At 58.7% G+C, this 23,323-nt stretch carries 21 protein-coding genes and 2 tRNA genes; 17 read left to right on the forward strand and 6 right to left on the reverse strand.

Annotated elements, in window-relative coordinates:
* The 17 genes from ftsH (at position 1) to QWI18_RS12465 (ending at position 17,572) form a co-directional block, all read left to right on the forward strand.
* Complete coding sequence (ftsH, locus tag QWI18_RS12385) at positions 1 to 1,911, forward strand: ATP-dependent zinc metalloprotease FtsH (RefSeq protein ID WP_065987606.1); 1,911 nt, start codon at positions 1 to 3, stop codon at positions 1,909 to 1,911.
* Positions 1,912 to 1,919: 8 nt separating this feature from the next.
* Complete coding sequence (folP, locus tag QWI18_RS12390; protein WP_369318945.1) at positions 1,920 to 2,771, forward strand: dihydropteroate synthase; 852 nt, start codon at positions 1,920 to 1,922, stop codon at positions 2,769 to 2,771.
* 16 nt (positions 2,772 to 2,787) lie between these two features.
* The gene (gene glmM, locus QWI18_RS12395; RefSeq protein WP_192132954.1) at positions 2,788 to 4,131 is read left to right on the forward strand and encodes a phosphoglucosamine mutase; all 1,344 of its coding nucleotides are present in this window, start codon (positions 2,788 to 2,790) and stop codon (positions 4,129 to 4,131) included.
* A gap of 66 nt (positions 4,132 to 4,197) precedes the next feature.
* Complete coding sequence (gene tpiA, locus QWI18_RS12400) at positions 4,198 to 4,953, forward strand: triose-phosphate isomerase (protein WP_192132953.1); 756 nt, start codon at positions 4,198 to 4,200, stop codon at positions 4,951 to 4,953.
* A 4-nt stretch (positions 4,954 to 4,957) separates the two neighbouring features.
* Complete coding sequence (gene secG / locus QWI18_RS12405) at positions 4,958 to 5,341, forward strand: preprotein translocase subunit SecG (RefSeq protein WP_122535425.1); 384 nt, start codon at positions 4,958 to 4,960, stop codon at positions 5,339 to 5,341.
* Positions 5,342 to 5,385: 44 nt separating this feature from the next.
* Positions 5,386 to 5,471, forward strand: a tRNA-Leu gene (locus tag QWI18_RS12410).
* Between the two features lie 97 nt (positions 5,472 to 5,568).
* Positions 5,569 to 5,645: transfer RNA gene (locus tag QWI18_RS12415), tRNA-Met, on the forward strand.
* A gap of 127 nt (positions 5,646 to 5,772) precedes the next feature.
* On the forward strand, positions 5,773 to 6,231 hold the full coding sequence (gene rimP / locus QWI18_RS12420) for a ribosome maturation factor RimP (RefSeq protein ID WP_065987699.1): 459 nt from the start codon (positions 5,773 to 5,775) through the stop codon (positions 6,229 to 6,231).
* 59 nt (positions 6,232 to 6,290) lie between these two features.
* On the forward strand, positions 6,291 to 7,772 hold the full coding sequence (gene nusA, locus QWI18_RS12425) for a transcription termination factor NusA (RefSeq protein ID WP_065987602.1): 1,482 nt from the start codon (positions 6,291 to 6,293) through the stop codon (positions 7,770 to 7,772).
* A gap of 27 nt (positions 7,773 to 7,799) precedes the next feature.
* Positions 7,800 to 10,325 (forward strand): translation initiation factor IF-2, encoded by a 2,526-nt coding sequence (gene infB, locus QWI18_RS12430; RefSeq protein ID WP_369318946.1) that lies wholly within the window; start codon positions 7,800 to 7,802, stop codon positions 10,323 to 10,325.
* A gap of 161 nt (positions 10,326 to 10,486) precedes the next feature.
* Positions 10,487 to 10,888 (forward strand): 30S ribosome-binding factor RbfA, encoded by a 402-nt coding sequence (gene rbfA, locus QWI18_RS12435; RefSeq protein WP_065987600.1) that lies wholly within the window; start codon positions 10,487 to 10,489, stop codon positions 10,886 to 10,888.
* A gap of 3 nt (positions 10,889 to 10,891) precedes the next feature.
* On the forward strand, positions 10,892 to 11,809 hold the full coding sequence (gene truB / locus QWI18_RS12440) for a tRNA pseudouridine(55) synthase TruB (RefSeq protein ID WP_065987599.1): 918 nt from the start codon (positions 10,892 to 10,894) through the stop codon (positions 11,807 to 11,809).
* 151 nt (positions 11,810 to 11,960) lie between these two features.
* Positions 11,961 to 12,230: a 30S ribosomal protein S15 gene (gene rpsO, locus QWI18_RS12445; RefSeq protein ID WP_037015114.1), complete on the forward strand. Its 270-nt coding sequence runs from the start codon at positions 11,961 to 11,963 to the stop codon at positions 12,228 to 12,230.
* Between the two features lie 172 nt (positions 12,231 to 12,402).
* Positions 12,403 to 14,508, forward strand: coding sequence for a polyribonucleotide nucleotidyltransferase (pnp, locus tag QWI18_RS12450; RefSeq protein ID WP_065987598.1), 2,106 nt, complete (start codon positions 12,403 to 12,405; stop codon positions 14,506 to 14,508).
* A gap of 294 nt (positions 14,509 to 14,802) precedes the next feature.
* Complete coding sequence (locus QWI18_RS12455) at positions 14,803 to 15,153, forward strand: BON domain-containing protein (protein WP_065987597.1); 351 nt, start codon at positions 14,803 to 14,805, stop codon at positions 15,151 to 15,153.
* 454 nt (positions 15,154 to 15,607) lie between these two features.
* Positions 15,608 to 16,609 (forward strand): response regulator, encoded by a 1,002-nt coding sequence (locus QWI18_RS12460; RefSeq protein WP_192132949.1) that lies wholly within the window; start codon positions 15,608 to 15,610, stop codon positions 16,607 to 16,609.
* Between the two features lie 3 nt (positions 16,610 to 16,612).
* Positions 16,613 to 17,572, forward strand: a complete 960-nt coding sequence (locus QWI18_RS12465; RefSeq protein ID WP_192132947.1) for a GGDEF domain-containing protein — start codon at positions 16,613 to 16,615, stop codon at positions 17,570 to 17,572.
* A 40-nt stretch (positions 17,573 to 17,612) separates the two neighbouring features.
* Here QWI18_RS12465 and QWI18_RS12470 read toward each other — a convergent pair whose 3' ends face one another.
* The 6 genes from QWI18_RS12470 to QWI18_RS12495 all read right to left on the reverse strand — a co-directional run bounded on the left by QWI18_RS12470 (position 17,613) and on the right by QWI18_RS12495 (position 23,168).
* Positions 17,613 to 18,416 carry an ABC transporter ATP-binding protein gene (locus QWI18_RS12470; RefSeq protein ID WP_192132945.1) on the reverse strand — a complete coding sequence of 268 codons (804 nt, stop codon included), beginning with the start codon at positions 18,414 to 18,416 and terminating at the stop codon, positions 17,613 to 17,615.
* Between the two features lie 65 nt (positions 18,417 to 18,481).
* On the reverse strand, positions 18,482 to 19,270 hold the full coding sequence (locus tag QWI18_RS12475) for an ABC transporter permease (RefSeq protein WP_192132943.1): 789 nt from the start codon (positions 19,268 to 19,270) through the stop codon (positions 18,482 to 18,484).
* Positions 19,267 to 20,175 (reverse strand): ABC transporter permease, encoded by a 909-nt coding sequence (locus tag QWI18_RS12480; protein WP_192132942.1) that lies wholly within the window; start codon positions 20,173 to 20,175, stop codon positions 19,267 to 19,269. Before QWI18_RS12480 ends, QWI18_RS12475 begins: the two co-directional genes overlap by 4 nt.
* A 4-nt stretch (positions 20,176 to 20,179) precedes the next feature.
* Complete coding sequence (locus QWI18_RS12485) at positions 20,180 to 21,295, reverse strand: ABC transporter substrate-binding protein (RefSeq protein ID WP_192132940.1); 1,116 nt, start codon at positions 21,293 to 21,295, stop codon at positions 20,180 to 20,182.
* Between the two features lie 34 nt (positions 21,296 to 21,329).
* Positions 21,330 to 22,241, reverse strand: coding sequence for a TauD/TfdA family dioxygenase (locus QWI18_RS12490; RefSeq protein ID WP_296307482.1), 912 nt, complete (start codon positions 22,239 to 22,241; stop codon positions 21,330 to 21,332).
* A 165-nt stretch (positions 22,242 to 22,406) separates the two neighbouring features.
* Positions 22,407 to 23,168, reverse strand: coding sequence for a hypothetical protein (locus tag QWI18_RS12495; protein WP_296307480.1), 762 nt, complete (start codon positions 23,166 to 23,168; stop codon positions 22,407 to 22,409).
* Positions 23,169 to 23,323: the final 155 nt, after the last annotated feature.

The following is a 23,323-nucleotide window of genomic DNA, read 5'->3' on the forward strand; positions in this document are numbered from 1 at the left end:
ATGGCAAAGAATTTGATCCTGTGGTTGATTATCGCGGCGGTTCTCGTGACCGTGATGAACAACTTCTCCAGTCCTAACGAGCCACAGACCCTCAACTATTCCGAATTCATCCAGCAGGTGAAGGACGGCAAAGTCGAGAAGGTTGCCGTTGACGGTTACGTCATTACCGGCAAGCGCAGCGATGGCGACTCCTTCAAGACCATTCGCCCTGCCATTCAGGACAACGGTTTGATCGGTGATCTGGTCGACAACAACGTTGTGATCGAGGGCAAGCAGCCAGAGCAGCAAAGCATCTGGACTCAGCTCCTTGTCGCCAGCTTCCCTATCCTCGTGATTATTGCTGTCTTCATGTTCTTCATGCGTCAGATGCAGGGCGGTGCGGGGGGCAAAGGCGGACCGATGAGCTTTGGTAAAAGCAAGGCGCGTCTGCTCTCCGAGGATCAGGTCAAAACCACGCTGGCTGATGTCGCCGGCTGTGATGAGGCCAAGGAGGAAGTCGGCGAGCTCGTCGAGTTTCTGCGCGACCCGGGCAAGTTCCAGCGCCTCGGCGGTCGCATCCCTCGCGGCGTCCTCATGGTGGGTCCTCCAGGTACAGGTAAAACCCTGATCGCGAAGGCCATCGCGGGTGAAGCCAAGGTTCCGTTTTTCACGATCTCCGGTTCCGACTTTGTCGAAATGTTTGTCGGCGTGGGTGCAAGCCGTGTTCGTGACATGTTTGAACAGGCCAAGAAACACGCGCCTTGCATCATCTTCATCGACGAAATCGATGCCGTAGGCCGCCATCGTGGCGGTGGCATGGGCGGTGGCCATGATGAGCGTGAGCAGACGCTCAACCAGTTGCTGGTTGAGATGGACGGCTTTGAGATGAACGACGGCATCATCGTGATCGCCGCCACCAACCGTCCAGACGTTCTCGACCCTGCGCTGCTGCGTCCAGGCCGTTTCGACCGTCAGGTGGTGGTAGGCCTGCCCGATATCCGCGGTCGTGAGCAGATTCTTAAAGTACACATGCGCAAAGTGCCAATGGGCGACGATGTTCAGCCAGGCGTGATTGCTCGTGGTACCCCGGGGTTCTCCGGTGCCGATCTGGCCAACCTGGTTAACGAGGCATCGCTGTTCGCTGCCCGCACCGGTAAGCGCATCGTCGAGATGAAAGAGTTCGAATTGGCGAAAGACAAGATCATGATGGGCGCTGAGCGCAAATCGATGGTCATGTCCGACAAAGAGAAGCGCAATACCGCTTATCACGAGGCAGGTCATGCGATTGTTGGCCGCGTCGTGCCAGAGCATGATCCGGTCTACAAAGTGTCGATCATCCCGCGCGGTCGTGCGTTAGGTGTGACAATGTTCCTGCCTGAGGAAGATCGCTACAGTCTGTCCAAGCGTGCCCTGATCAGTCAGATCTGCTCGCTGTACGGCGGTCGAATCGCGGAAGAAATGACGCTTGGCTTCGATGGTGTCACCACGGGTGCTTCCAACGACATTATGCGGGCCAGCCAGATCGCTCGGAACATGGTCACCAAATGGGGCCTCTCGGAGAAGCTTGGTCCATTGATGTATTCGGACGAGGAAGAAGGCGGTTACCTGGGGCGTGGCGGTGGCGGTCAGAACGCCAGTCTCTCCGGGGACACTGCTCGTCTGATCGACTCCGAAGTGCGCAGCATCATTGATCAATGCTACGGCACCGCGAAACAGATCCTCACGGACAACCGTGACAAGCTGGAAGCGATGGCTGATGCGTTGATGAAATACGAGACCATCGATGCCGAGCAGATCGATGACATCATGGCAGGCCGCACACCGCGCGAGCCTCGTGATTGGGAAGGTGGTTCCGGAGATTCCGGCACCCCGATCGCACCTGTAGGTCCGCGTCCGGAATCGCCGATTGGCGGCCCTGCTGCTGAACACTAAGGTCTGACATGACTTCTGCGCTTCACCCGACCCGGTTGCCTTGCGGCAACCGGGTTCTTGATTTATCCCGCACGCACGTGATGGGGATCCTCAATATCACCCCTGATTCCTTCTCGGACGGCGGCCGTTTTGCGCAGCGCGACCTTGCGCTGCGTCATGCCGAAGCGATGATGCTGGCGGGTGCGACCTTGATCGACGTCGGGGGTGAGTCAACAAGGCCCGGCGCGCGGTCGGTTTCTCCCGTTGAAGAGCTGGAGCGCGTGGCACCTGTCGTTGAAGCCATCAGCGCCGAGCTCGATGTGATTATTTCGGTCGACACCTCCACGCCGGCGGTCATCCGCGAGACTGCACGTCTGGGGGCAGGGCTCATCAACGATGTTCGCTCGCTTCGCCGTGACGGGGCGCTGGACGCCGCTGCGGCAACGGGTTTACCCGTCTGCCTCATGCACATGCGGGGCGAACCGACGGACATGCAGAATGACCCTCACTACACTGACCTGGTCGGTGAGGTCAGTGCATTCTTGCGCGAGCGCATGGAGCAGTGCGTCGAAGCGGGTATTCCTGCCGAGAGAATTATCCTTGATCCGGGATTCGGGTTCGCCAAGACCCTTGAGCATAACTTGAGCCTCTTCAAACATATGGAAGCGCTTCATGCATTGGGTCGTCCACTGTTGGTCGGTGTCTCCCGCAAAAGCATGATCGGCAAGGTTCTCGACAAACCTGTTGACCAGCGTCTGCACGGCGCTCTGGCGCTTGCCGCCGTGGCGATGGTCAAAGGCGCAAAAATCCTGCGTGTGCACGACGTCCCGGAGACGGTCGACGTAGTGCGTATGATTGCTGCTGTTCAGTCAGCAAAATAAGAAATCTGGAGCACCCATGAGCACCAAGAAATATTTCGGTACCGACGGTATCCGCGGTCGTGTAGGCCAATTCCCGATCACCCCTGATTTCATGCTCAAGCTTGGCTGGGCGGCAGGGATGGCATTCCGGAAAATGGGTGCATGCCGAATTCTGGTAGGCAAGGACACCCGTATTTCGGGCTACATGTTCGAGTCGGCGCTCGAAGCCGGCTTATCTGCAGCGGGTGCGGACGTGATGCTCCTGGGGCCGATGCCGACGCCTGCGATCGCTTATCTGACGCGTACATTCCATGCCGAAGCGGGCATCGTGATCAGTGCGTCACATAATCCGCATTACGACAACGGCATCAAATTCTTCTCCGGGCAGGGCACCAAGCTGCCTGATGAAATCGAGCTGATGATCGAGGAGTTGCTCGACTCGCCGATGACCGTCGAGGAGTCCGAGAAACTCGGCAAGGTGTCCCGTATCAACGACGCCGCTGGCCGTTACATCGAATTCTGTAAAAGCAGCGTTCCGACCAGCACTGACTTCGACGGGCTGAAGCTCGTTGTCGATTGCGCCCATGGTGCGACGTACAAGGTAGCGCCAAATGTGTTCCGTGAGCTTGGCGCCGAGGTCACTGTGCTGTCGGCGGCTCCCAACGGGCTCAACATCAATGACAACTGCGGCTCCACCCACATGGGAGCGCTGCAGGCCGCCGTTGTCGAGCATGGCGCTGACCTGGGCATCGGTTTCGACGGTGACGGCGACCGTGTGCTGATGGTCGACCATACCGGCGCGATCGTTGACGGTGATGAGCTGCTGTACATCATTGCGCGGGACCTTCAGGAGCGCGGTCAGTTGCAAGGCGGTGTCGTGGGTACGCTGATGAGCAACCTCGGACTGGAGCTGGCGCTTGCGGATCTCAATATTCCGTTCGTGCGAGCCAATGTTGGCGACCGCTATGTCATCGCCGAGCTGCTGGAGCGCGATTGGCAAGTGGGCGGCGAGAACTCGGGCCATGTCGTCTGCTTCCGGCATACCACAACGGGGGATGCAATCATCGCTGCATTACAGGTACTGCTGTCGATGAAGCGTACCGGACAGAGCCTCGCGCAATCGCGCGAAGGCCTGAAGAAATGCCCTCAGGTATTGATCAATGTGCGGTTTGAGGGAGGAGGCGTTGATCCGGTCAAGCACCCCGCCGTTATTGAAGCCTGTGACCGCGTGACCGTCGCCATGGGCGGGCGTGGGCGTGTGCTTCTGCGCAAGTCTGGTACCGAGCCGCTGGTGCGTGTAATGGTCGAGGGCGAGGACGAAATCCTGGTTCGCGGGTATGCCGATGAACTGGCAAAACTGGTTGCTGAAGTTTGCGCCTGATTTCGGCTTGCCAGTGTTGAAACTGTTGGGTAACATCTGCGCCCACTTTGACCGACGAGGTACAGCATGCGTCGCCCTATGGTAGCTGGTAACTGGAAGATGCACGGTACCCGCGCCAGCGTCGCTGAGCTGATCGAGGGTCTTGCAAATCTCGCCCTTCCGGGTGGCGTAGATGTGGCGGTCTTCCCGCCAAGCCTGCACGTGAGTCTTGTGGTTGATTGCCTGGAAGGGCAGTTGATCTCCGTCGGTGCGCAGAACTGCGCCCATCAAGCAGGGCAGGGCGCGTTGACTGGCGAAGTGTCGTCGACCCAGTTGGCGGATGCAGGTTGCAAGTTTGTGCTCGTAGGGCATTCGGAGCGTCGTCAGGTAATGGGCGAAAGTAACGAGGTCCTGAACCGCAAGTTCGAGGCTGCACAGGCAGCAGGTCTGATCCCGATACTTTGCATCGGCGAGACACTCGAGGAGCGAGAAGCAGGCAAGACGCTTGAGGTTGTCGGGCAGCAGCTGGGCAGCATCATCGAAGAACTTGGCGTCGGTGCTTTCGTTAATGCGGTCATTGCTTACGAGCCGGTCTGGGCCATTGGTACCGGATTGACTGCCTCGCCTGAACAGGCGCAGGAAGTGCACGCAGCGATTCGTGCGCAGTTGAGACAAGAGAATCCTGAAGTCGCACAAGGTGTGCGTCTTCTATATGGCGGCAGCGTGAAGGCGGCCAATGCGGTCGAACTGTTCGGCATGCCGGATATCGATGGAGGCCTCATTGGTGGCGCCTCCCTGAATGCAGATGAGTTCGGTGCGATCATTCGCGCCGCGGGAAACTGAAAAAATGCTGGAAACAGTCGTAGTCGTTCTTCATCTGCTGGGTGCTCTGGGCGTTGTTGCTCTGGTTTTGCTGCAGCAGGGTAAAGGTGCCGACGCTGGCGCATCATTTGGAGCAGGTGCATCAAATACTGTGTTCGGTGGACAAGGTTCCTCTACCTTTCTCAGTAAACTTACTGCTATACTTGCCGCCTGTTTCTTCATGACCAGCTTAGGGTTAGGTTACTTTGCTAAAGAGAAAGCTCACCAGCTGACTCAAGTAGGTTTGCCAAATCCAGCGGTACTGGAAGTGAAGCAAAAGCCGGCAGCAGATGATGTTCCGGTTTTGGAGGGGCAACAGAAACCAGCTGCAGTGCCTGCTGATGTTCCTGTCACTCCAGAGCAAAAGTAATACCGGATTCGCAGCTGTTTTTGGGGCTGAAAAAGAGTTGTAATGCCGAGGTGGTGGAATTGGTAGACACGCAACCTTGAGGTGGTTGTGCCCATAGGGTGTAGGGGTTCGAGTCCCCTTCTCGGTACCAATTAACAAGAAAGCCCGCAGTAGCGGGCTTTCTTGTAGGTGGATGTGTCGGATTGACCCAAATTTGGATCGGTCGTATACTTCCGCCCCAGCTTTGTCGCGGGGTGGAGCAGTCTGGTAGCTCGTCGGGCTCATAACCCGAAGGTCGTTGGTTCGAATCCAGCCCCCGCAACCAGTTTTAGCGGAGCCCCTTTTCAGGGGCTTTTTGTTAGCTGGACACTTTATGACGCCGCTTTTCGCCGGCGTTTTCATGATTGGGCTTTTGCCCATTTTTTATTTGCAGCATGCACGAGGGGGTTCAGGTGTCGAGCAAGCTAGAAGAGTTGCAGGCCTTGCTGGCCCCGGTGGTCGTGGCCCTAGGCTATGAATGCTGGGGTATCGAGTTTTCGTCTCAAGGGCGTCACTCGATGTTGCGCGTCTATATCGATAAAGAAGGCGGCGTGCTGGTGGACGATTGCGCGATCGTCAGCCGTCAGATCAGCGGTATTCTGGATGTAGAAGATCCAATCAGCTCCGAATACACGCTCGAAGTTTCCTCTCCAGGCATGGAACGCCCACTGTTTACCATTGAGCAGTTTGCGGAGTTTGCCGGGGCACAAGTGAAGATAAAGCTGCGTTCACCGTTTGAAGGTCGACGCAACTTTCAAGGCCTTCTCCGCGGGGTGGAGGAGCAGGACGTCGTGGTCCAGGTTGAAGATCACGAGTTTCTGTTGCCGATCGATCTGATCGACAAAGCCAACATTATTCCCACGTTTGACTAAGACGTGCCAGATACAGCGGATCCCGCGGATCCAATGGCTTGCGAAAGGCGAGGCGTACGATGAGCAAAGAAGTACTGCTGGTTGTTGAATCGGTATCCAATGAAAAAGGCGTACCGGCCGATGTGATTTTTGAAGCGCTTGAGATAGCGCTGGCTACGGCCACCAAGAAGCGTTTTGAAGATGAAGTAGATCTGCGTGTCGAGATCAATCGTCAAACAGGCGCCTATGAGACATTCCGTCGTTGGACGGTGGTCGAAGAAGACGATCTCGACGATCCGGCGATCGAAACGTGGCCGAGCAAAGTTGCGCTGACGCACCCCGGTGCCAACGTTGGCGATGTAGTAGAAGAGAAGATCGATTCCATCGAGTTCGGCCGCATCGCTGCGCAGACTGCCAAGCAAGTCATCGTGCAGAAAGTTCGCGAAGCCGAGCGAGCTCAAGTCGTGGACGCCTACCGTGAGCGTCTGGGCGAAATCATTTCCGGCACTGTTAAAAAAGTTACACGTGACAATGTCATCGTCGACCTTGGCAACAATGCCGAAGCTCTGCTGGCGCGTGAAGACATCATTTCGCGGGAAACTTTCCGCGTAGGTGTCCGCGTCCGAGCATTGCTCAAAGAAATCCGCACCGAGAACCGCGGCCCTCAGTTGATCCTGTCGCGTACTGCGCCGGAAATGCTGATCGAGCTGTTCCGGATTGAAGTTCCGGAAATCGCTGAAGGGCTCATCGAGGTGATGGCTGCCTCTCGTGATCCTGGATCGCGTGCAAAGATCGCAGTTCGCTCCAAGGACAAACGCATTGACCCGCAGGGCGCGTGCATCGGCATGCGTGGTTCGCGCGTGCAGGCTGTTTCCGGCGAGTTGGGCGGCGAGCGTGTGGATATCGTGCTTTGGGACGATAACCCGGCGCAGTTCGTCATCAACGCCATGTCGCCTGCCGAAGTGGCAGCGATCATCGTTGATGAAGATGCCCACGCCATGGACATCGCTGTAGGCGCAGATAACCTCGCCCAGGCGATTGGCCGCGGTGGCCAGAACGTGCGGTTGGCCAGTCAGTTGACTGGCTGGACCCTTAACGTGATGACCGAATCGGACATCCAGGCCAAGCAGCAAGCGGAAACCGGTGACATCCTGCGCAACTTTATCGACGAGCTGGAAGTCGATGAGGATCTCGCTCAGGTTCTGGTAGACGAAGGCTTCACCAGCCTGGAAGAGATTGCCTACGTACCGTTGGAAGAAATGCTCAACATCGACGGCTTTGACGAAGATACCGTCAACGAGCTTCGCGCTCGTGCCAAGGATCGTTTGTTGACTAAAGCCATCGCTACTGAGGAAAAGCTGGCAGACGCCCATCCGGCCGAAGACCTGCTCTCGCTTGAGGGTATGGACAAGGATTTGGCGATGGAACTGGCGGTGCGCGGCGTAATTACCCGCGAAGACCTGGCCGAGCAGTCTATTGACGATCTGCTCGACATCGACGGCATTGACGATGATCGTGCCGGCAAGTTGATCATGGCCGCCCGAGCCCATTGGTTCGAGTAAGTAGATGCGGCCTGAGGAGAGAAGTGCATGACGCAAGTCACGGTGAAAGAACTGGCCAAAACGGTCGACACACCGGTAGAGCGCCTGTTACAGCAGATGCGTGAGGCAGGTTTGCCGCACAACGCCGCCGAACAAGTTGTGACCGATATCGAAAAGCAAGCCCTGTTGACGCACCTGAAAAGCGGTCACAAGGCCAAGGTGGAAGAGCCGCGCAAGATCACTTTGCAGCGCAAGACCACCAGTACCCTGCGCGTTGCTGGCAGCAAAAGCATCAGCGTTGAAGTACGCAAAAAGAAAGTTTTCGTTCAGCGCAGCCCGGAAGAAATCGAAGCCGAACGCAAGCGCGAGCTGGACGAACGTCGTGCGGTAGAGAATGCCGCTCGCCAAAAGGCTGAAGAAGAATCCCGTCAGCGTGCTGAAGAAGAAGCGCGCCGTCAGCCTTCGTCTGGTGCCCCGGCTGCCGAGGCTGTTGCAGCGCCGGCACCGGCACCGCAAGCTGCCGAGCCAGCCCGGGAAACTCCGGCTGCGGCACCTGCGCCTGCTGCCGATCGCAAGAAAGACGAACCGCGTCGCCCTGACAAACCACGCAACGACGATAACAATCGTCGCAGCGGCGGCGGTGGTGACGGCGATCGCAAGAACGCCCCGCATCGCGCATCGGTCAAGGAAAAGGCGCCAACGCCACGCGTTGCTCCTCGTACTACCGACGAAGAAAGCGATGGCTTCCGTCGCGGCGGTCGCGGCAAGGCCAAGCTGAAGAAGCGCAACGCGCACGGTTTCCAGAGCCCTACCGGCCCTGTCGTTCGTGAAGTGAAGATCGGCGAGACCATCAGCGTGGGCGATCTTGCTCAGCAGATGTCGGTCAAAGCGGCCGAGATCATCAAGTTCATGTTCAAGCTGGGTACTCCGGCCACCATCAACCAGGTTCTGGATCAGGAAACTGCCCAGCTGGTCGCTGAAGAACTGGGCCACAAAGTGACCCTGGTCAGCGACACCGCGCTGGAAGATTCCCTGGCCGAGTCCCTGAAGTTCGAAGGTGAGACGTTCTCCCGTGCGCCGGTTGTAACGGTCATGGGTCACGTTGACCACGGTAAGACCTCGCTGCTCGATTACATCCGTCGCGCCAAGGTTGCTGCTGGCGAAGCCGGTGGTATCACCCAGCACATCGGTGCGTACCACGTAGAAACCGAACGTGGCATGGTGACGTTCCTCGATACCCCGGGTCACGCTGCGTTTACCGCAATGCGTGCCCGTGGTGCCAAGGCAACCGACATCGTGATTCTGGTTGTCGCTGCCGACGACGGCGTAATGCCGCAGACCATCGAAGCCGTGCAACACGCCAAGGCTGCCGGTGTTCCGCTAGTTGTTGCCGTGAACAAGATCGACAAGCCGGGCGCCGACCTGGACCGTATCCGCAGTGAACTGTCCGTTCACGGCGTAACGTCCGAAGAGTGGGGTGGCGAGACGCCTTTCGTCTCGGTCTCCGCGAAGATGGGTACGGGCGTTGACGAGCTGCTTGAAGCCGTTCTGCTGCAGGCCGAAGTTCTGGAATTGATGGCAACGCCGTCGGCTCCGGGTCGTGGTGTTGTCGTTGAATCGCGTCTGGACAAGGGCCGCGGCCCGGTTGCGACTGTTCTGGTTCAGGACGGTACGTTGCGTCAAGGCGACATGGTTCTGGTTGGCTCCAACTACGGTCGCGTTCGGGCAATGCTCGACGAGAACGGCAAGCCGATCAAAGAAGCCGGTCCATCGATCCCTGTCGAGATTCTCGGCCTGGACGGTACGCCGGACGCTGGCGACGAGATGAGCGTTGTTGCCGACGAGAAGAAAGCCCGTGAAGTGGCTCTGTTCCGTCAAGGCAAGTTCCGCGAAGTCAAGCTGGCCCGTGCTCACGCCGGCAAGCTGGAAAACATCTTCGAGAACATGGGTCAGGAAGAGAAGAAGACGCTCAACATCGTCCTCAAATCCGATGTCCGCGGTTCTCTGGAAGCGTTGCAGGGTGCATTGAATGGCCTGGGTAACGATGAAGTGCAAGTGCGCGTAGTGGGCGGCGGCGTCGGTGGTATCACCGAAAGCGACGCCAACCTGGCACTGGCCTCCAACGCTGTACTGTTCGGCTTCAACGTGCGTGCCGATGCTGGCGCGCGCAAGATCGTCGAGCAGGAAGGTCTGGACATGCGTTACTACAACGTCATCTACGACATCATCGAAGACGTCAAGAAAGCCCTCACCGGTATGCTTGGCAGTGACGTTCGGGAGAACATCCTGGGTATCGCTGAAGTCCGCGATGTGTTCCGCTCGCCGAAATTCGGCGCGATCGCAGGTTGCATGGTCATCGAAGGCGTTGTCTTCCGTAACCGTCCAATCCGTGTACTGCGTGAAGACATCGTTATCTTCGAAGGCGAGCTGGAATCCCTGCGTCGCTTCAAGGATGACGCTTCCGAAGTACGTGCCGGCATGGAGTGCGGTATTGGCGTCAAGAGCTACAACGACGTCAAGGTCGGTGACAAGATCGAAGTCTTCGAGAAGGTCCAAGTGGCTCGCAGCCTCTAAATCGCGAGCTTCAGGAGTCATGGCTTGCGCCGCATGAAAGTGCCAGGCGTCGGTCATGGACTCTAAACGCAACGCCCGGTCCGGCTCTCGCCAGGCCGGGCGTTTGCCGCTTTCAGACCACATGGCTTTTGCCATGGGTCAGCAGTGACAGGTAACAAGACATGGCAAAAGAATACAGCCGTACCCAACGTATCGGCGATCAGATGCAGCGTGAGCTGGCACAGCTGATCCGTCGTGAAATCAAAGACCCCCGCGTGGGGTTGGTCACCATCACCGCCGTCGACGTCAGCCGTGATGTCGGCCACGCCAAAATCTTCATGACCGTGATGGGGCAGGACAGCGCCGAAGAAATCGCGCAGTCGATCAAGGTGCTCAATGCTGCTGCAGGGTTCCTGCGTATGCAGCTGGCCCGTGAGATGAAGCTGCGCAGCGTTCCGCAACTGCATTTCCATTACGACGAAAGCGTTGCCCGTGGCGCGCATTTGTCGGCATTGATCGAGCGTGCGGTGGCTGAAGATGGTCAGCACCAAACCGCACCCAAGCAAGACGGTCCGGAGGAATAAGGCGTGGCTCAGGTCAAGCGTATTCGCCGTAACGTCAGCGGGATCATCCTGCTCGACAAGCCGCTGGGCTTCACGTCCAACGCCGCGCTGCAGAAAGTGCGCTGGTTGCTCAACGCCGAAAAAGCCGGCCATACGGGCAGTCTCGATCCGCTGGCAACCGGCGTTCTGCCGCTGTGCTTCGGTGAAGCCACCAAGTTTTCCCAGTACCTGCTCGATTCCGACAAGGGTTATGAAACCCTGATGCAGCTCGGCAAGACCACCACCACGGCCGACGCCGAGGGTGAGGTGCTGCAGACGCGGCCTGTGACCGTTGGTCGCTCGGATATCGAGGCGGTGCTTCCGGCATTTCGCGGCGATATCAGTCAGATACCGCCGATGTACTCCGCCCTCAAGCGGGACGGTCAGCCGTTATACAAGCTGGCCCGAGCAGGGGAAGTGGTGGAGCGCGAACCGCGTTCTGTTACTATTGCGCGCCTGGAATTATTGGCGTGTGAAGGTGAGACCGCTCGTTTGGCTGTCGACTGCACCAAAGGCACCTATATTCGTACCCTCGTGGAAGATATCGGTGAAAAGCTGGGCTGCGGTGCTTACGTCGCCCAGTTGCGTCGCACCCAGGCCGGTCCTTTCACGCTGGCCCAGACGGTAACGCTGGAAGAGCTGGAAGCCGTGCATGCCGAAGGCGGTAACGAAGCGGTTGATCGCTTCCTGATGCCATCGGACAGCGGATTGCTGGATTGGCCGCTGCTGCAGTTCTCCGAGCACAGTTCGTTCTACTGGCTGCATGGCCAGCCGGTGAGAGCCCCCGACGCGCCGAAGTTTGGCATGGTGCGGGTGCAGGATCATGAAGGCCGCTTCATCGGGATCGGTGAAGTGAGTGAAGACGGGCGCATTGCGCCGCGTCGACTGATTCGGTCAGAGTGACCGGACCCGTCGCGGCAGGGTTTCCTGGCACGGCGGTACGAGGGTGGCTGTTAACAGGCATGGTCACTCCTCACATTTAAATACGAGAGTCAGCTCTCGGCCTGTTGAAACCGTCTCTCAGGAGCGGTTTCTTGATAAAAGGAATGCCCACATGGCACTCAGCGTTGAAGATAAAGCTCAGATCGTAACCGACTACCAGCAAGCTGTTGGTGATACTGGTTCGCCAGAAGTGCAAGTTGCACTGCTGACTGCCAACATCAACAAACTGCAAGGCCACTTCAAGGCCAACGGCAAGGATCACCACTCCCGTCGTGGTCTGATCCGTATGGTAAACCAGCGTCGCAAGCTGCTGGATTACCTGAAAGGTAAGGACGTTAGCCGTTACAGCGCCCTGATCGGTCGTCTGGGTCTGCGTCGCTAATAACGACTCGGATAGAGGTTGGTTGGTCGTCATGTTCCGCTGGTTTTACCAGTGGGCTGGCGGGCTCCCAGCCTCTAGTTGTATCTGGACTGCCGAAGGGTCCGATTCCCCTCGCTGCCCAAGAATTCGCAAGAAACCAGTTCCCCAAGAGCCACAAAGAAGGTAGGAAACCGTGAACCCGGTAATCAAGAAATTTCAATTCGGTCAATCGACCGTAACCCTCGAGACTGGCCGTATCGCCCGTCAAGCCTCTGGTGCTGTATTGGTCACCGTTGACGACGACGTCACCGTTCTCGTGACTGTGGTCGGCGCCAAGCATGCAGACGCAAGCAAAGGCTTTTTCCCTCTTTCCGTTCACTACCAGGAAAAGACCTACGCCGCTGGCAAGATCCCTGGTGGTTTCTTCAAGCGTGAAGGCCGTCCTTCCGAAAAAGAAACACTGACCTCGCGTTTGATCGACCGTCCGATCCGCCCACTGTTTCCAGAAGGCTTCATGAACGAAGTGCAGGTTGTCTGCACCGTCGTCTCCACCAGCAAGAAAACCGATCCGGACGTCGCTGCGATGATCGGTACTTCGGCTGCGCTGGCAATCTCCGGTATTCCGTTCGACGGCCCGATCGGTGCCGCGCGCGTTGCTTTCCACGAGAGCACCGGCTACCTGCTGAACCCGACGTACGAGCAACTGAAAGCATCGAGCCTGGACATGGTCGTTGCCGGCACCGAAGAAGCGGTACTGATGGTTGAGTCGGAAGCCAAAGAGCTGACCGAAGACCAGATGCTGGGCGCCGTGCTGTTCGCCCATGACGAATTCCAGTCGGTCATCAAGGCCGTCAAAGAGCTGGCCGCCGAAGCTGCCAAGCCAACCTGGAACTGGGCGCCGAAAGCTGAAGCCACTGAACTGCTGGGCGCCATCCGCTCCGAGTTCGGCGCAGCGATCTCCGAGGCCTACACCATCACCGTCAAGGCCGATCGCTATGCTCGCCTGGGTGAGCTGAAGGATCAGATCGTTGCCAAGCTGGCTGTTGAAGACGGCAGCCCGTCCGCCAGCGAAGTCAAAGCGGCATTCGGCGAGATCGAATACCGCACCGTTCGCGAAAACATCGTCAACGGCAAGCCGCGTATCGACGGTCGCGACACCAAGACTGTGCGTCCGCTGAACATCGAAGTCGGCGTTCTGCCGAAGACTCACGGTTCGGCGCTGTTCACCCGTGGCGAAACTCAGGCGCTGGTCGTGGCCACCCTGGGTACCGCGCGTGACGCTCAGCTGCTCGACACCCTCGAAGGCGAGAAGAAAGACCCGTTCATGCTGCACTACAACTTCCCTCCGTTCTCGGTGGGCGAGTGTGGTCGCATGGGTGGCGCCGGTCGCCGTGAAATCGGTCACGGCCGTCTGGCCCGCCGTTCGGTTCAGGCCATGCTGCCGGCTGCCGACGTGTTCCCGTACACCATCCGCGTCGTATCGGAAATCACCGAGTCCAACGGTTCCAGCTCCATGGCGTCGGTCTGTGGTGCTTCGCTGGCGCTGATGGACGCTGGTGTTCCAATGAAGGCGCCGGTCGCCGGTATCGCCATGGGTCTGGTTAAAGAAGGCGAGAAGTTCGCCATCCTGACCGACATCCTGGGTGACGAAGACCACCTGGGCGACATGGACTTCAAAGTGGCCGGTACCGCCAAAGGTGTCACCGCGCTGCAGATGGACATCAAGATCAAGGGCATCACCGAAGAGATCATGGAGATCGCTTTGGGTCAGGCGCTGGAAGCACGTCTGAACATCCTGGGTCAGATGAACACCATCATTGGTCAGTCGCGCACCGAGCTGTCGGAAAACGCTCCGACCATGATCGCGATGAAGATCGACACCGACAAGATCCGCGACGTGATCGGCAAGGGCGGCGCTACCATCCGTGCCATCTGCGAAGAAACCAAAGCGTCGATCGACATCGAAGACGACGGCTCGATCAAGATCTTTGGCGAAACCAAGGAAGCTGCTGAAGCTGCACGTCAGCGCGTTCTGGGCATCACCGCTGAAGCCGAGATCGGCAAGATCTACGTCGGCAAGGTCGAGCGCATCGTTGACTTCGGCGCGTTCGTTAACATCCTGCCGGGCAAAGACGGTCTGGTGCACATCTCCATGTTGAGCGACGCTCGCGTAGAGAAGGTCACCGACATCTTGAAAGAAGGTCAAGAAGTCGAAGTGCTGGTGCTGGACGTGGATAACCGCGGCCGTATCAAGCTTTCGATCAAAGACGTTGCAGCTGCCAAGGCGTCGGGGGTTTAACCCGTCTCCTGCAGTTGATGAAAAAGAGCCCTTCGGGGCTCTTTTTTTTGAATGCAATTAATGGCTTAGGGAGCCAGACCGTCGTCGGGCGGCTCGTCAGAACATGCATCTTGCAAGCGGAACTTTCGTAAAGCGGGCAATCTGCACGACAGCTGTGGATCCATGAAAACATAAGTCTTTGATTTATAAGGAATATATTTGTGATCGTGTGTTGGCACAGCGCTTGCGACATTGTAGGTAACCCTGCAGCCAATCAGATTGGCGCAGATTCTGAGAAAAACAGGAGTTACCCGTATGAAGAAGTTCGCTATTGCTGCTGCTACCGCCACTGCTCTGACTCTGACTATGGCCAACGTAGCCATGGCTCAGACCTCTGCTCAAGCTCCAATGACTGTAGCTGCAAACGAAGTCGCCAAAACCAAAGAAGCTACTTCTGACACTTGGATCACCACCAAGGTAAAATCTGACCTGCTGACCGAAAAAGGCATTCCAGGCTCCGACATCAAGGTTGAGACCAACAAAGGCGTGGTATCCCTGTCGTCGACTGTCGCTATCACTGATGCGCAGAAAACCACCGCTGTTGCGATCACCAAGAAAATCAAAGGCGTGAAAGCTGTTTCGGCTGATGGCCTGAAAGCTGAGTAATTACATTCTGCTGAACCTGGAAGATAGCCGGCTGACAGTGTGAAAGTCGTCAGGCGACTGATTCAAGGTTCATGCGAAGGGCCACAAGGATGTGGTCAACAAAAACCCCGACGTTCGCGCCGGGGTTTTTTTATGCCCTCATTTCTGCAAGACCAGCTTGTTTCGCAGCTGAGACGAGCATTTGACATCTTCTCGCCATGCCCACTGAGTTATCCTCCTACGCCGCGCGCTATCCAAGTGAAGGTGTCTAAACCATCCAATTGATAGAAGTCAGTTAGGCTGTGCACAGTAATTGCATATCACGCAGCCCATTGCTGGATGGGTGGCGAATCTACCCACAGCCTTGACACTTTGATGACCTGTCATCGGCTACAGTCTGGCGTACCTTCGCTTCTCTGTGGCGAAGCTGCTTTACTCCGGGCCAGGCCTGAAACTCTTTTGCTGTGAGAAGTAGATGCCCACGATTCCCTTACTGATTTGCGACGACTCCAACATGGCGCGCAAGCAGCTGATGAAGGCCCTGCCGCCCGAGTGGGATGTGTCGGTGACCACGGCGGCCAATGGCCGTGAAGGGATCGAGGCGATTCGCCAGGGTCTGGGCCGCGTTGTGTTGCTGGATCTGACGATGCCGGACATGGACGGTTATCAGACGCTGGCCGCCATTCGCGCGGAAAGCCTGCAGGCCAGTGTCATCGTTGTCTCCGGTGACGTTCAGGAAGAAGCGGTGCGGCGCACCCTGGAACTGGGTGCGCTGGCCTTCCTGAAAAAACCGGCTGATCCCGATCAACTGCAGCAGACCCTTGAGCGACTAGGCCTGTTGGGAGAGAGCGCCAATCAGTCTCTGGCCCTGGCATCGGGTGGCGATCAGGCCGCCATCAGTTTCAATGACGCATTCCGCGAGACCGTGAACGTCGCAATGGGCCGCGCCGCCGCGTTGCTGGCGCGGGTCTTGGGCGTGTTCGTGCAACTGCCGGTGCCCAACGTCAACATGCTGGAGGTGGGCGAGCTGCACATGGCGCTGGCGGATGCCCAGGCCAATGACCGGCTCACGGCGGTGTGTCAGGGCTATATCGGTGGCGGCATCGCCGGCGAAGCGCTGTTGTTGTTTCATGATTCGGAAATCTCCGACATGGCGCAACTGATGAAGGTCGACGACGCCGACTACTCTGACATGGAGATGTTGCTGGACCTGTCTTCCATCCTGATCGGCGCTTGTCTGAGCGGCATTGCGGAGCAGCTCGACGTCGCCTTTTCCCAAAGCCACCCCCAAGTGCTGGGCTTGCACAGCGGCATTGAAGAGCTGATCCGTCTCAACGAGCGGCGCTGGAAGAAGACGCTGGCTGTGGAGATCAGTTACAGCCTGGAAGGCCATAACATCCATTTCGATCTGTTGATGTTGTTCACCGAGGACTCGGTCGAGCTGCTGTCGCGGAAACTCGCCCATTTGATGAGCTGATTCATGAACGATCGTATCGATTTCAAAGAATTGCACTGGCTGCTCACCGTGACGCAGAACATCGACGTCGGCGTGGTGGTGCTGGATCAGGAGTACCGGGTGCAGGTCTGGAACACCTTCATGGAGAACCGTTCCGGGATACTGTCGTATGAAGCGGCGACCCGTTCGTTCTTTTCGCTGTTCCCGGAGATCAACGAGCGCTGGCTGAAGAACAAGATCGACAGCGTGATTACGCTGGGAACCCCAGCGTTCACGATCTGGGAGCAGCGCCCTTATCTGGTTCATTTCAAGAGCTATCAGCCCATCACCGGGCAAGAAGACTTCATGTACCAGAACACCACGATGTATCCGCTGCGGTCGACGACCGGGGTGGTCAGCCATGTGTGTCTGGTGATCTACGACGTCACCGATGTGGCGACGAACCGTCTGCAATTGCAGGCCGCCAACCGCGAGCTGCAGAAGCTATCGAGCACTGATCGCCTGACCAGCCTGTACAACCGCGGTCACTGGGAAGAAGCGCTGCGTCTGGAGCATGCTCGGCACGTCCGTTACGGCACTACGGCGTCACTGGTGATGTTCGACATCGATCACTTCAAGCGCGTCAACGACACCTACGGGCATCAATGCGGCGACCGGGTGATCCAGCGGGTGGCGGACGTCGTGCGTGAACACATCCGTGAAGCTGACATCGCCGGTCGTTACGGCGGCGAAGAGTTTGCGGTGTTGCTGCCCGACACCGACAAGCAAGGCGGCGCCATGTTCGCCGAGCGTCTGCGCGCCGCCGTCGAGGCGCTGGACGTCATGCAGGAAGGCGAAGCCATTCATTGCACGATCAGCCTGGGCGTCGCTGACATGACCTCGCCGATGGACGATCACAAAACGCTCATCGAGCGCGCAGATCAGGCCCTGTACGAATCCAAAAAGAACGGTCGCAATCGCGTGTCGGTGGATACGTCGGATTGAAGCACCGGCGGAGGGCCGCCTCGAAGGCGGTCTTCACCCGCTAGGACAACTCCGCGAAATCGCTGAGCACGTCATCCCTTAGAGAGATAAACCGTGCGTCGCTGCGATTGCGCGGGCGGGGCAGGTCGATGTCGACGATACGCCGGATGCGCCCCGGATGCGGCTGCATCACCACCACCCGATCACCGAGATAAACCGCCTCATCCACATCATGGGTGACATGGACCATGGTGATCTTTTCCTGCTGCCAGATGTGCTGCAACTCACGCTGCAATCGCGTACGGGTCAGCGCATCCAGTGCGCCGAAGGGTTCGTCAAGGAGCAGCACGCTGGGCCGATTGACCAGTCCCCGGGCGATCGCCACCCGTTGCGCCATGCCGCCGGAAATCTGGTGCGGGTACGACTCAGTGAAATCCTGCAGGCCAACCAGCTGAATGTGTTCGCGTACGGTGTCACGCTTTTGCGCGGCGCTCAGCGGTGCGTTCTTCAGGCCGACCGCGACGTTCTGCTCAACCGTGAGCCACGGGAAAAGCCGGTGATCCTGGAACACGATGCCGCGCTCAAGCCCCGTGCCCCTGATCGGCTTGTCGTCCAGCAGGATGCGGCCGTCGAATGCTTCGTCCAGGCCGAGGATCAACCTGAGGAGCGTTGATTTGCCACAACCACTGGCACCGACGATGGTGATGAACTCCCCCGGCGCGATGTCCAGCTGGACGTTGTCCAGAACGTGCAGTTGGGTGTCGGCGCCTGCATGGGTAAAGTGCTTGCTGATGTTTTCCAGGCGCAGCCCGTTGCCCTGTGACGGGGCGAGGGGCTGGGCGGTAAGCGGTTGGGTACTGGGCATGAGCGTTCCTTCTGACATTCGGTTTGGGGAAGCGAGAGATTCGGGAGAGGCCGAGCACGACGACCTCAGCGAGGGGCAATGCCGTACAGCCGTTGCAGGCGTCGTTCAAAAAGACGCGCCAAGAGGTTAAGCCCCCAGCCGACCAGCCCGATGACGATCATGCCGAACAGCACGAGGTCCATCATGAAGTGCTCGCTGCCATCGATCAGCGTATTGCCGATGCCGCTGCCCGACACCAGCAGGTATTCGGCGCCGATGGTCGCCAGCCACGAATACACCAGCGCCAGGTAGATACCGGTAAAGATCGAAGGCAGCGCTGCGGGCAGCATGACGCCGGTGATCGTCTGCCAGCGGGTGAAGCCGTAGACCTTCGCGACTTCCAGCAGCGCCGGGGAAACGCTGCGCAAGCCGTCGCACGTGTTGACCACCACCGGCACCAGTGCTGCGAGGGACAGGAACACCACTTTGGCGACGTCGCCCAGACCGAACCACACCGAGATCAGCGGGATCCAGGCGAACAACGAGATCTGTTTGAACGTGTTGAAGCTCGGGCCCACCACTCGCTCGAACAGCCGCGAAAACCCCAGCAGACAACCGAGCACCAGACCCAGTGTGGTGCCGATGAAAAAGCCGCTCAGGTCGCGGGCAAGACTGGCGGAAATCGCACGCCAGAACTGCCCGGACGTCACTTGCTCCCAGGTGGTGACGGCGACCTTTTGTGGCGAAACCAACAAGCCGGAGCTGCTCCAGCCCTGGCTGGACGCAAGCCACCAGACTGCCACCGCCAAGAGGGGAACCACCCAACCTCGATAGCGGTGGGTCTGGGTGCCGTGTGGGATTGTCAGTGTGCTCATGCCAACCTCCCGGTCTTGACCGGACGGCCTCGGTTTAGGCGCCGCTCGATGAATTCGAAACCGCGATCAATCAGTAGCCCGAGGGTGCCAACCACCACCACGGCGGCCATGACCAGATCCAGCTGAAACAACTGCCGACCATAGGCGATCAGGTAGCCCAGCCCTTCGCTGGACGCCAACAGCTCAACCATCACCAGCGACAGCCAGGCCTTGGTGAATCCCAGACGCAGGCCGGTGAAGATCGGCGCGACGGCGGAGGGCAGGACGATGTCGGTGACGATCTGGCGTTGGCTGAATCCGTACGCGCGGCCCACTTCCAGCAGGCGTTTGGGCACTTCATGGAAGGCTTGCAGCGTACACAGCGTCACCGGGACCAGCGCGGCGTGGGCGATCAATACATATTTCAGCGGCTCGCCGATGCCGAACAGCAGCAGTGCAAACGGCATCCAGCCCAGTACCGGAATCTGCACCAGCGCGTTGAACGTCGGCAGCAGATAATCTTCGACGGTTTTCGACAACCCCATCGCCAGCCCCAGGGTGATCCCCAATGCCGAGCCGATCATAAAGCCCACCAGCACGCGCTGCAGACTGGCGGAGGCGTTCAGCCACAAGTCGCCGCTGCTGACCAGATCGCCCAACGTCTGGTAAACGAACGCGGGAGGCGGCAGTACTTGTTCCGACAACCAGCCGCGCTCCGTGCCGAGGTACCACAGGCCCAGCAGCACGATGGGCAGCAACCAGGCCAGCGCGACGTTGGCCGCGCGGGTTAGCCAGGGCTTGGTGGATGCTGGCGCCGCAACTCGCTGAGCGGGGCGGGTTGGGGCGTTGGGCAGACGCTTGACCGGCGCTAGGGTTTTCACAGGAATGTGCTGCCGATCAAGCGCTTCAGCGGTGGCTCGGGCCATGGCATCAACCTCCGTTGTTGGCGGGTTTGTCCGAAGACGCCGTCGCCGTGTTCGCGGCTTTGCCGTCCGCACCGTAGGCGGTCCAGTAGTGCTCAAGACCTTTGGCTTTCAGCGCATTGTCCAGATAGCGAGTGTCGAACCAGCCTTCGACGCTCACAGGGCGGCGAATCATCTTCTCGTCCCTGGCCTGATCAGCGACGGCCTGATAGCTGTCGCGCAGGAACGCATCCACCAGCGGTGACGCGCTGTCGCGCAAATCCAGACCACCGAAGTCGGCTTGCAGCGAGGCCAGCGGTTCGTTGGTCTTCGCCCACTCGTTGAGCACGGCGTCGCGGTTGCTGGCTTCGGATTCCCATCGCGCGGCATCGACCAGCACGTTGACGACTTTCTGCACATTGTCGGCGTGCTGTTTTTCGTAATCCCCACGGACCACCAATGCGCACTGGCGGGTGTAGCGCACGTTGTTGTCAGGGTTATCGAAGATGATGTCGGCCAGCCCTTGATCGCGCAGTTTAAACAGCTCGCGCCCGCCGAATGCGGCATCGACGCCTTTGGACGCCAGCGCGGCCTGGCTGCTGCCGCTGTCCAGATTGATCACTTTCAGGTCGCGCTCGGTCATGCCGTGATCGGCCAGTAACTTGATCGACACCAGGTGGGCGTTGGTGCCACGGAACACCGCGACCTTCTTGCCCTTGAGGTCTTCGACGCTCTTGATCTCGGAGCCTTTGGGGACGGCCAGATACACATTCGAGCGCACGCCGATGGCCGCAAGCAATTTGGTGTCCAAGCCATTGGAACGGCCGACTACCGCGGGCAAGTCGCCTTCGTAGGCGAAGTCCAGTTGCTGATTGGAAAGTGCCTCGTTGACGGCCGGCCCGGCGCCCTTGAAGAAGAACCACTGCACTTCGGTGTCGGTGCCGGCGAAGGCTTTTTCAAGGAGCTGCTGGTTGCGCACGATGCCCAGGGACGAGCCGCTGAACGTGACCGGATCACCGCCACCGGCGCTGGCCACACCAATGCGCAGAACGTCGGCTTCGGCCAAGGGCATCATCAGCAGCGCCGCCAGTGCGGTAGCTACGCGTGTCTTGCTGAATAGAGATGTTCGCTTGGGATTTGCCATGGCGTTTCTTCCTTGGAGAGTGGGTGACGCGCGATCAGGCAGCCAGGTGTTTCTTGTCGGCTTCGGTCTTGGGCGAGAGGGTTTCGGGTGTGGGTTTGATGGCCTGGCTGGCGCGTCCGTCGACGCCGACCGGAATGTCGCCTGCCACGGTGGTACGGCGCACAACGCGCTCGGCCTGGCCATAGTCGTTGACGGCGATGTGTTGGGTGGCGCGGTTGTCCCAGATCACCACGTCGCCTTCGTTCCAGCGCCAGCGCACGGTGTTGTCCAGGTGCGTGATGCGATCGTGGAACAAGCGGATCAGCTGTTTCGAGTCGTTGCTGCTGACGCCTTGAATCTGTTTGACGAAGTGGCCGAGCAACAGGCTGGGCTCGCCGGTTTCAGGGTGCACGCGCACCAGTGGGTGTTCGGTTTCGTAGACTTCGGCGGTGAACTGCTCGCGGTAGCGTTTCACGCCCGCTTCGCCGGTGTCGCGGGGTGCCGCGTAGTCGTAGACGTTGGTGTGCAGCGCGCGGAGGCCGTCGGCCAGGGTTTTCAGGCTGTCGGGGAGGTCAGCGTAGGCAGCCGCGGTGTTGGCCCACACGGTGTCGCCGCCGTAGGGCGGGATGACCACGCCACGCAGGATCGAGATTTTCGGGTAGTTGGCGACGAAGGTGACGTCGGTGTGCCACGAATTAGCCCGAGTTTCCCTGGCGTCGAGGTGCAGGATGGCGCTGCTTTTCTCGGCGGAGCGAACGGTGGGGTGAGGGACCTGATCACCGAAGCGGCGGGAGAAGCCTTCATGCTGTTCGTCGCTGAGAAACTGCTCACGGAAGAAAAGCACCTTGTGCGTGAGCAGCGCCTGATTAATGAAATCGAAATCCTGCGTGGAGACATCTGCGGAGAGTTTGACGCCGCTCACCTCGGCACCGATTTTTCCCGCAACGGGTTTGATCTGAATCGCCATGTCCTTGACCTCGATCTGGGCTATTGAGGCTCAGATCATAAGGATATAAATCGACGCTTCGCTAATCACTATTTGGCATAAATATAGAAGGAGAGTTTATGCAGCAGATTAATCTCCGAGGCTCAAGGTCATAAGCCTTTCGTTTTGCGGCATCACCCGATCACTTCACATCTGTGGCACATCCTCCTGCATACCCTGGTCCTTCCAGGTGCCGAGTGATCGGCGCAGCCGGCTGGCCAGTGAACTGCTGCCGTGGACGTTGTGGTAGTGAAACACCGCTGTGGCGCGCAGGGCGTCTTCGGCCACGGGCATGTTGGTGTGCAGCGAGCGATAGCCCCAGAACAGGTAAAGGTGGCCGGGTTGCATGGCGATGCGGGTAAAGGCGTTGTCAGCCTTCGCGGCTTTGCTCCTGAGGCGGCGCTGCACCCAGCCGTTGTCCACGCGCACCTTGTCGAGCAGGTTGGCGAAGTAGGTGCGGCGGATTGGCCGACGGTTCGGCAGCATCAGCAGGTCGCCGCGTTCTCCGCTGGTGGGCATGCAGACCGGGAGGATGGTGGTCAGCACAAACGAGTCGTAGTGAAAGATCAGCGATTCGCGACGCCCGCCGCTGCCGGTCAGGCAGCGCAATGTCTGGGTCATGCCATTTTCGCTTGAGCGATCGCCGGTGACGCCCGCCACGATGCGTCGGCATAAATCGACGAAGTCCCGCGACGAGCCCCACTCATGGAGCGGCGTTCCCTGCACGGCCTGTCGGCCAGAGAGGGCCACGTAATCGTTGCCGCTATCGGCCACGGTCCGGGCAACCAGTGCTTGCAGTGATTCCAGCTGGGACGAACTGGCCCAGTCCGGCAAAACAGCGTATCCGTCACTGTCGATGGCCTTGATCAAGCTCTGAACCTGAGCTTCCGAAAAAGTCGTGTAAGGCATCTGGCGCAACCTCATGACGTAGACCGAGGAACAGCGAAACCCGTCGGACCTACTGCTTGAGATGTACCGGTTCAGCCGGGCGAGGCCAGAGCCTAGCAGCTAGCACAACTTTATCCACGCGCAAGGAAGGAATATTTCAAAATGTTAATTTTCAG

The organism is Pseudomonas sp. W2Oct36, from assembly GCF_041060465.1.
Taxonomy (GTDB): Bacteria; Pseudomonadota; Gammaproteobacteria; order Pseudomonadales; family Pseudomonadaceae; genus Aquipseudomonas; species Aquipseudomonas graminis_B.